This is a genomic window from Streptomyces sp. NPDC020731 (assembly GCF_044334705.1).
In the GTDB taxonomy this organism is placed as follows: domain Bacteria; phylum Actinomycetota; class Actinomycetes; order Streptomycetales; family Streptomycetaceae; genus Streptomyces.
Window position 1 is genome coordinate 26,022 of the sequence record NZ_JBIRTN010000035.1, and the last position, 9,086, is coordinate 35,107.

The window sequence follows — 9,086 nt, forward strand, 5'->3', positions numbered from 1 at the left end:
TGTCCCTCCCCGGAGGGTTGGGTGTATGCGCCATAGATCATCTCCGTCCACGGTGTCCGGTACCCTCCGCGTCCGCGAGGAGCTGCCGTGCAGGGGGTGCTGAGCGGGTTCCTGGTGATCGCCGTCGTCATCGGCGTCGGCTATGTCATCGGCCGCCGGGGGCATCTCGGCGCGCAGGGCCGCGAGGTCCTGACGAAGCTGGCGTTCCATGTGGCGTCCCCGGCCCTGCTGTTCACCACGCTCGCCCGGGCCGACCTGTCGGTGGTCTTCTCCAGCCGGCTCCTGGTCACCGCGCTGAGCACGGCGACGGTGGCGGGCGTCTTCGTCGCGGTGGGTGTCGTACGCCGCTGGGGCGTGGGCCGCACCACCATCGGCGCCCTGTGCTCCAGCTACGTCAACTCCGGCAACCTGGGCATCCCGATCGCCGTGTACGTGCTGGGCGACGCCTCGCTGGTGGCGCCGGTGCTGCTGTTCCAGCTGGTCGGGGTCACGCCGGTCGCGCTGACGATCCTCGACCTGTCGACGGCGGGCGAGAAGCAGCCGCTGTGGCGGCGGCTGCTGACCCCGTTGCGCAATCCGATCGCGGTGGGGTCGCTGGCGGGGGTGGCGGTGTCGGCGGCCGGGGTCGAGATACCGGGCCCGGTGTGGGACCCGGTGACCCTGATCGGCAACATGGCGGTCCCCGCCGTGCTCCTCGCCTTCGGCATCTCGCTGCGCGGCAGCACGCTGCCCCTGCGGGGCGGCGATAGAGGGGCGGTGCTGCTCGCCGTGGCGCTGAAGGCGGTGGGCCAGCCGCTGGCCGCCTGGGCGCTGGCGGTGGGCTTCTTCGGCCTGCGCGGGGCGCACCTGCTGGACGTGGTGGTGACGTCGGCCCTTCCGGCCGCCCAGAACCTCTTCACGTACGCGAGCAGCTACCGGGTGGGCGAGAAGCTGGCCCGGGAGGCGATCCTGGTGTCGACGGTGCTGTCGGTGCCGGTACTGGTGGTGGTCGCGGCGCTGCTGGGGTGACTCAGGTCTCGGGGAACTCGCTGGTGTCGATGACGAGGTCGAAGGGGGCGGGGAGCTTGATCGGCTCGCCGAACTTCGCCGTGCTCAAGGGGCGGTAGACATCACCCTTCGGGGCACCATAGAGCGTCGCGGTCGGCCCGTCGGGGGCCCAGCGGTCGACCAGAAGGTACAGCGGGATACCCGCAGTGGCGTAGGCGGCAAGTTTGCCCACTCGGTCATCGCGGGCATTGGATTTCGAGGTGACCTCGACGACCAGCTCGGCGAGGGCGGCGGGAATGTGGGTGTCCGATTCCGTGTGGTCCCGCCTCGGGGCCACCACAAGATCCGGAATGAGCATGCCCATCCGCGAAGGCACGGCGATCGCCAACGTCTGGAAGATCCCCCAGTCCGGTGGAATCACTGAGTAGAGGCGACGCTGAATACTTTCCGCGATCAAGTTGTGACGGTACGCGGGAGCAGGTGACACGGTGATGATCCCCTCGATGATCTCCACCTTGCTGCCCTCGGGCCATTCCATCTCCTCCCAGAACCGGACGAGGTCGTCCCAGCTCTGCTCGGGTTCCTGGCTCACGGTGAGTGCGCTCATGGCGGTCTCCTTCGGTGCGTCACCGAGTCCAGCATGCCGAACGGGACCGGTGGGGGTCCACCGGTCCCGTTCACCCGATCAGGGAAACCGCTGGTCAGGCGATACGTTCCAGCACCACCGGCGTGGCGGCGAAGTCCGTGCCGGGGGCCTCGACGTCGTAGGAGCCCTCCACCGCCTGGAGTGCGTACTCGAAGCGTTCCGGGGTGTCCGTGTGGAGGGTCAGGAGGGGCTGGCCCTCCGTCACGGTGTCGCCGGGCCTGGCGTGGAGTTCGACGCCCGCGCCCGCCTGGACCGGGTCCTCCTTGCGGGCCCGGCCCGCGCCGAGGCGCCAGGCGGCGACGCCGACGCCGTAGGCGTCCAGGCGGGTCAGGACGCCGGAGGACGGGGCCTTGATCACATGCTGTTCGCGGGCCACCGGCAGTTCCGCGTCCGGGTCGCCGCCCTGGGCCGAGATCATGCGGCGCCAGACGTCCATCGCGGAGCCGTCGGCGAGTGCCTTCGCCGGGTCGGCGTCGCGCAGGCCCGCCGCGTCCAGCATCTCGCGGGCCAGGGCGAGGGTCAGCTCGACGACGTCCGAGGGGCCGCCGCCCGCCAGGACCTCGACCGACTCACGGACCTCAAGCGCGTTGCCGGCGGTCAGGCCGAGGGGGGTGGACATGTCGGTCAGGAGGGCGACCGTCCGCACGCCGGAGTCGGTGCCCAGGCCGACCATCGTGCGGGCCAGTTCGCGGGCGTCCTCGAGCGTCTTCATGAAGGCGCCGGTGCCGACCTTCACGTCCAGGACCAGGGAGCCGGTGCCCTCCGCGATCTTCTTCGACATGATCGAGGAGGCGATGAGCGGGATCGCCTCGACCGTGCCCGTGACGTCCCGGAGCGCGTACAGCTTCTTGTCCGCCGGGGCCAGTCCGTCACCGGCCGCGCAGATCACCGCGCCGGTACCGTCCAGCACCGACAGCATCTCCTCGTTGGAGAGCAGCGCGCGCCAGCCGGGAATCGACTCCAGCTTGTCGAGCGTGCCGCCGGTGTGGCCGAGGCCGCGGCCGGACAGCTGCGGGACGGCCGCGCCGCAGGCCGCGACGAGCGGGGCCAGCGGGAGGGTGATCTTGTCGCCGACGCCGCCCGTGGAGTGTTTGTCGGCGGTGGGGCGGGAGAGCGAGGAGAAGTCCATGCGCTCACCGGAGGCGATCATCGCGGCCGTCCAGCGGGCGATCTCGCTCCGGTTCATGCCGTTGAGGAGGATCGCCATGGCGAGGGCCGACATCTGCTCGTCGGCCACCTCCCCGCGGGTGTACGCGTCGATCACCCAGTCGATCTGCTCGTCGCTGAGTTCGCCGCGGTCCCGCTTGGTGCGGATGACGGAGATGACGTCCATGGCCATGGCTGGCGTTCCTTCCGGGGTGCGAACGGCGCGGCCCCTCCGGTCGACGGTAACGGCTGTCGCCCGGAGGGGCCGCGCGGGAATTACTTGGTGAGGTGCTGCGGGCCGAAGGCCTGCGGCAGCATCTCCGACAGCGGCAGGATTCCCGCCGGGGTCTCGAGGAGCAGACCGGGGCCGCCGAACTCGTACAGCAGCTGGCGGCAGCGGCCGCACGGGACGAGGATCTCGCCGGCGCCGTCCACGCAGGTGAAGTGCGTGAGCCGGCCGCCCCCGGTGCGCTGGAGCTCCGAGACCAGTCCGCACTCGGCGCACAGCCCGAGCCCGTACGAGGCGTTCTCGACGTTGCAGCCGGAGACCGTACGTCCGTCGTCGACCCGGGCCGCGACGCCGACCGGGTAGCCCGAGTAGGGGGCGTAGGCGTGGGACATGGCGTCCCGCGCGGTGGCGCGCAGCGCCTCCCAGTCGACGTCGGCCGCGGTGGATCCGGGCGAGGTCACTTGCCCTGTCCCTTCCGGTACGGCATGCCGTCCGCCTTCGGCATGCGCAGCCGCTGGGCGGAGAGCGCGAGGACGACGAGGGTGATGACGTACGGCGTGGCGGAGACGACCTGGTTGGGGACCTCGTTGGTGCCGGCGTACCAGGCCCAGACGAGGGCGCCGATGATCAGGGTGATCACCGCCTGGACGTACTTCTTGCGGACGGCCAGCCAGATCGCGCCGATGACCAGCAGCAGCGCGCCGAGCAGCAGCAGGGCGTGCACGTTGGCGGAGCCGCCGCGCAGGTTGAGGCTGTCGGTGTAGCCGAACAGGCCGGCGCCGATGGCGAGACCGCCCGGCATCCAGTTGCCGAAGATCATCGCGGCGAGGCCGATGTAGCCGCGGCCGCTGGTCTGGCCCTCCAGGTAGAAGGGGTTGGCCACGATGGACAGGAAGACACCGCCGAGGCCGGCCAGGCCGCCGGAGATGATCACGGCGAGGTACTTGTACTTGTAGACGTTGACGCCGAGGGACTCGGCGGCGATCGGGTTCTCGCCGCAGGAGCGCAGCCGCAGGCCGAACGCCGTGCGCCACAGGATCCACCAGGTGGCGGGGACGAGCGCGACGGCGATCAGGGTCAGCCAGGAGACGTTGGTGACCAGTCCGCCGAGCAGGCCGGCGACGTCGGAGACGAAGAACCAGCCCTTGTCGTTGAGGTCGCTCAGCCCGTCGGAGAGTCCCGGCACGGTGAAGTGGCCGAGGGAGTCGACCGCCGGGGACTGCTTGGCGGAGCCGCCCTGGTGGCCCTCGAAGGCGAGCGGGGCGAGGTAGCGGGTGGCGCCGAGGGCGAGGATGTTGATGGCCACACCGGAGACGATGTGGTTGACGTTGAAGGTGACGGTGACGATCGCGTGCAGCAGGCCGCCGAGCGCGCCGCCGATGATGCCGACGAGGACACCGGTCCACGGGCCCCACTGGAATCCGGCCCAGGCGCCGAACCAGGTGCCGAGGATCAGCATGCCCTCGAGGCCGATGTTGACCACGCCCGCGCGCTCGGCCCAGAGGCCGCCGAGACCGGCGAGGCCGATCGGGACCGCGAGCTGGAGGGCGGTGGACATCTGGCTGACGTTGGTGATGCCGTCCGCGCCGGTGACGAGGCGGACGATCGAGACCAGTGCCAGGGCTCCGGCGATGACCAGGAGCAGTACCGGCCACGACATGCGGCGGCCGGCCGGCGGTGCGTGCTCGAGCGACGGCTGGTTGACGTCGGTCGCTGTGGTCGGAGCGGTCATCGGCCGGCCACCTCCTTCGTGGTGTTGTTGTCGGCGCCCAGGACGTGCCCTGCGGCGAGTTCCGCGCCGACCCGGCGCTGCTGGCGGCGCAGTCCCCACTCGCGGACGGCCTCGTAGGAGACGACGACCGAGAGGACGATCAGGCCCTGCATGATGACCGCGATCTCCTTGTCGTAACCGTGGAAGTCGAGCTCGGGCGAGGCCTTGTCGAGCCAGGCCCACAGCAGGGCGGCGAAGGCGATGCCGACCGGGCTGTTGCGACCGAGCAGGGCGATGCCGATGCCGAGGAAGCCGATGCCGGTGGGGAAGTTGAGGTTGTAGGTGTGGGAGTCGCCGAGGAGGATCGGCAGACCGGCGAGACCGGCGATGGCGCCGGAGAGCAGCATGGCGGTGAGGACCATGCGCCTGGGGTTGACACCGCTGGCCGCGGCGGCGGACTCGGAGGCACCGGAGGCGCGCAGGTCGAAGCCGAAGCGGGTCCGGTTGAGGACGATCCAGTAGCCGATGCCGAGCAGGATCGCGAGGACCAGCAGGCCGTAGATCTCGCCGGCCGCGCCCATGCCGATGCCGGGGATCCAGCCGGACTCGTACATCTCGCCGGTGGTGCTGTTGTTGCCGATCTTGACGCCGAAGACGTCCGGCTTCCACATGTAGACGATGAGCGAGGTGGCGATCGCGTTGAGCATGATCGTGGCGACGACCTCGCTGACGCCGCGGGTGACCTTGAGGACACCTGCGATGCCGGCCCAGAAGGCGCCGGTGAGAACGGCGGTCAGCAGCAGCAGCGGAACCTGGAGGAACGCCGGCAGGTTCGCGTGCGCGCCGACGATGGCGGCCATCATGGCGCCGAGCTGGTACTGGCCGTCGACGCCGATGTTGAACAGGTTCATCCGGAAGCCGATGGCGACCGCCAGGGCGGCGATGTAGTACATCGAGGCCTGGTTGATGATCAGGACCTGGATGTCGGAGAAGCCGGCCTGCTCGAACATGATGGCGAACGGCTCGACCGGGTTCTTGCCGGAGGCGACCAGGACGATCGCGCTGAGCACGAAGGCCACGGCGAGCGCGATGACCGGCCCGGCCACCGCGAGGAGCACGCGCTCCTTGTCGAACTTCTTCATCAGCGGGCCTCGTCTTCCGGGGACCCGGCGGACGTGCTGCCGTCGGCCGGGGTCTCGGGGGTCTCGTCGTGTTCGAGGTGGCCCTCGGCGGCGCCGGTCATGGCGGTGCCGAGTTCCTCCGGGGTGATGGTGGCCGGGTCGGCGTCCGCGACCAGCTTGCCGTCGTAGATCACCCGGAGGGTGTCGGACAGGCCGATGAGCTCGTCCAGGTCGGCGGAGATCAGCAGCACGGCCAGGCCCTCGCGGCGGGCCTCGCGGATGTGGTCCCAGATGGCGGCCTGCGCGCCGACATCCACACCGCGGGTGGGGTGGGCGGCGATCAGGAAGCGCGGCTTGTGGCTCATCTCGCGGCCGACGATCAGCTTCTGCTGGTTGCCGCCGGACAGGGAGGCCGCGGTGACGTCGATGCCGGGGGTGCGGACGTCGTACTCCGTCACGATCCGGCGGGTGTCCTCCTGGGCGGCCCCGGGGTCGAGCCAGACGCCCTTGGCGTTGGGCTTCTCGGTGACGTGACCGAGGATGCGGTTCTCCCAGAGGGGGGCCTCCAGGAGCAGGCCGTGGCGGTGGCGGTCCTCGGGGATGTAGCCGATGCCCTGTTCGCGGCGCCTGCGGGTGGCCCAGGAGGTGATCTCCTCGTCGGCCAGCCGGATGACGCCGGAGTCGGCGTGCTTCAGACCGATGAGCGCGTCGACCAGCTCGGTCTGGCCGTTGCCCTCCACACCGGCGATGCCGAGGACCTCGCCCGCGTGGATGGTGAAGCTGATGTCGTCGAGCAGGGCCTTGCCGCCGGGGGCCGCCAGGCGCAGCCGGTCGACGGTGACGACGGGGCGGTCGGTGACCGTCGACTCGGCCGTCTCGGGCGTCGGCAGCTCGCTGCCCACCATCAGCTCGGCGAGCTGACGCGGGGTCGTCCCGGCGGGGACGGCCGTGCCGACCGTGGTGCCGCGGCGGATGACGGTGATCTCGTCGGCGACGGAGAGGACCTCGCCCAGCTTGTGGGAGATGAAGATGACCGACAGGCCCTCGGCCTTCAGCTCGCGCAGGTTGTCGAAGAGGGCGTCGACCTCCTGCGGGACGAGGACGGCGGTGGGCTCGTCGAGGATCAGGGTGGTGGCGCCGCGGTAGAGGACCTTGAGGATCTCCACGCGCTGCCGGGCGGCGACGCCGAGCTCCTCGACCAGGACGTCGGGGCGGACGCCGAGACCGTAGCGCTCGGAGAGTTCCTTGATCCTGCGGCGGGCCTTCGCGCCGATGCCGTGGAGCTTCTCGCTGCCGAGGACGACGTTCTCGAGGACGGTGAGGTTGTCGGCGAGCATGAAGTGCTGGTGCACCATGCCGATGCCGCGGACGATGGCGTCGGCGGGCGAGGAGAAGCTCACCTGCTCGCCGTGGATCGCGATGGTGCCCTCGTCCGGCTTCTGCATGCCGTAGAGGATCTTCATCAGGGTCGACTTGCCGGCGCCGTTCTCACCGACGAGGGCGTGCACGGTGCCCTTGCGGACGGTGAAGTGGATGTCGTGGTTGGCGACGACACCGGGGAAGCGCTTGGTGATCCCGGCGAGTTCCACGGCGGTCGCCGAATCGTTGACCGCCGCTCCGGCCGGAGGGCTGCTGGACGCGTTGATGACGCACTCTCCTGGGGACGGGGGCCGTCTACGCGCGTAGCGCCCCTACGGCATACAAAGGGGTGGCGCCCTTGACCGACGGGGTACGAGGAGCCCGGCTCCTCGTACCCCGTCGAGAGGTCGCGACCCCGCGGTGGTTCAGGGGGTGTATCAGCTCGACTTGACCTTGATCTCGCCGCTGACGATCTTCTCCTTGGCCGTCTCGATGGCTTCCTGGAGCTCGGCGTCCTCCGCGAACTTCGGGTTGGAGTTCGACAGGCTCACCTCACCCGTCTTCAGATCGCCCTTGACGATACCGGTCGCGGGCTTGCCGTCCTCGACCGACTTCGCCAGGTTGTACACCGCCTTGGCGACGTCCTTCATCGCCGAGGTGAGGATCGAGTCCTTGTACTTGGCGAGGGCTTCCTGCCGGTACTGGTCGGAGTCGACACCGATCGCCCACACCTTGTTGGCGGCGGCGGCCTCGATGACACCCTGGCCGGACAGGCCGGCGGCCGCGTAGACGACGTCGGCCTTCTTCTCGATCTGGCCCTCGGCGGCGGACTTGCCCTTGTCGGGGCTGGAGAAGCCGCCCTCCTCCGCGGTCTGCGTCAGGAACTGCGAGATGACCTTGACCTTGGGGTCGGTGTCCTTGACGCCCTGCTCGAAGCCCACGCGGAACTTGTGGATCAGCGGGATGTCCACACCGCCCACGAAGCCGACCACGTTGCTCTTGGTGCTCTCGGCGGCGGCGACACCGGCGAGGTAGGAGGCCTGCTCCTCGGAGAAGACCAGGTCGGCGACGTTGTCCGCCTCGATGGTGGCGTCGTCGACGATGCCGAAGGTGGTGTCCGGGTACTTCTCCGCGGCACCCTTCACGGCGGCGGCGTACGCGTAGCCGACACCGACGACCGGGTTGTAGCCCTGCTTCGCCAGCGAGACCAGGCGCTGCTCCTTGTCGGCGTCCGTCTCGCCGTCGGTGGGCTCGACGTCGGCCGTCTCGTAGCCGAACTCCTTCTTCGCCTGCTCCAGGCCCGCGTACGCGGCGTCGTTGAAGGACTGGTCGCCCTTGCCGCCGACGTCGTAGGCGATGGCGAGGCCCTTGTCCCCCTTCGACTCCGAGGAGCCCGAGGAGGTGGAGGTGGAACCGCAGGCGGAGAGGGCGAGGGCCAGAGAGGCGGTCGCTGCGCCTGCGACCGTGATCCGGGAAATCCGGCGCATGTGGTGCTCCTAGTCGTACAAGCGCCGGGACGTGTTCAGCTGCGGCGCTGGCTTTGCCGCAGATTAACGCGCGTAGACCTGCCTGAACACCCCTTCTGTCCACCTTGTTATCCGGCCGTGGCCAACACGGAGCCGAGCGGCGGCCAGGGTGTTGCCGGGTGCGAACGCGAGGTGGCTGTGGGTGAGCGGGGGCGGGAACGGCGGAGCGGGGGGGGGCCCCCCCGGGGGGCCCCCCCCCCCCCCCGCCCCCCCCCCCCCCCCCCCCCCCCCCCCCCGCGCCCCCCCCCCCCCCCCCCCCCCCCCCCCACCACCCAGCAGCGAGGCCGCTGATGACAAGCCCCCCCCCGCGACACCAGACGAGCCACGGCCCAGTCCGCCCGCGGCGTTGAGACGGCGCCCG

8 protein-coding genes are annotated in these 9,086 nt (G+C 70.4%); 1 reads left to right on the forward strand and 7 read right to left on the reverse strand.

From position 1 onward, the window contains the following. Positions 1-87 precede the first annotated feature (87 nt). Positions 88-1,008, forward strand: a complete 921-nt coding sequence (locus ACH4VX_RS34665) for an AEC family transporter (RefSeq protein WP_398373199.1) — start codon at positions 88-90, stop codon at positions 1,006-1,008. Position 1,009: 1 nt separating this feature from the next. Here the strand turns inward: ACH4VX_RS34665 and ACH4VX_RS34670 are convergent, their stop codons facing one another. The 7 genes from ACH4VX_RS34670 to ACH4VX_RS34700 form a co-directional block, all read right to left on the reverse strand. Next, positions 1,010-1,594 (reverse strand): Uma2 family endonuclease, encoded by a 585-nt coding sequence (locus ACH4VX_RS34670; protein WP_398373200.1) that lies wholly within the window; start codon positions 1,592-1,594, stop codon positions 1,010-1,012. Positions 1,595-1,688: 94 nt separating this feature from the next. After that, positions 1,689-2,966 (reverse strand): thymidine phosphorylase, encoded by a 1,278-nt coding sequence (locus tag ACH4VX_RS34675; RefSeq protein WP_398373209.1) that lies wholly within the window; start codon positions 2,964-2,966, stop codon positions 1,689-1,691. Positions 2,967-3,055: 89 nt separating this feature from the next. Beyond that, complete coding sequence (locus tag ACH4VX_RS34680) at positions 3,056-3,469, reverse strand: cytidine deaminase (protein WP_398373201.1); 414 nt, start codon at positions 3,467-3,469, stop codon at positions 3,056-3,058. Then, complete coding sequence (locus ACH4VX_RS34685) at positions 3,466-4,740, reverse strand: ABC transporter permease (protein WP_398373202.1); 1,275 nt, start codon at positions 4,738-4,740, stop codon at positions 3,466-3,468. Before ACH4VX_RS34685 ends, ACH4VX_RS34680 begins: the two co-directional genes overlap by 4 nt. Continuing rightward, positions 4,737-5,861 (reverse strand): ABC transporter permease, encoded by a 1,125-nt coding sequence (locus tag ACH4VX_RS34690; protein ID WP_398373203.1) that lies wholly within the window; start codon positions 5,859-5,861, stop codon positions 4,737-4,739. The genes ACH4VX_RS34685 and ACH4VX_RS34690 overlap by 4 nt, the downstream gene beginning before the upstream one ends. Next, positions 5,861-7,486 (reverse strand): ABC transporter ATP-binding protein, encoded by a 1,626-nt coding sequence (locus tag ACH4VX_RS34695; protein WP_398373211.1) that lies wholly within the window; start codon positions 7,484-7,486, stop codon positions 5,861-5,863. Before ACH4VX_RS34695 ends, ACH4VX_RS34690 begins: the two co-directional genes overlap by 1 nt. Before the next feature lie 150 nt (positions 7,487-7,636). Beyond that, positions 7,637-8,686 carry a BMP family protein gene (locus tag ACH4VX_RS34700; protein WP_398373204.1) on the reverse strand — a complete coding sequence of 350 codons (1,050 nt, stop codon included), beginning with the start codon at positions 8,684-8,686 and terminating at the stop codon, positions 7,637-7,639. Positions 8,687-9,086 lie beyond the last annotated feature (400 nt).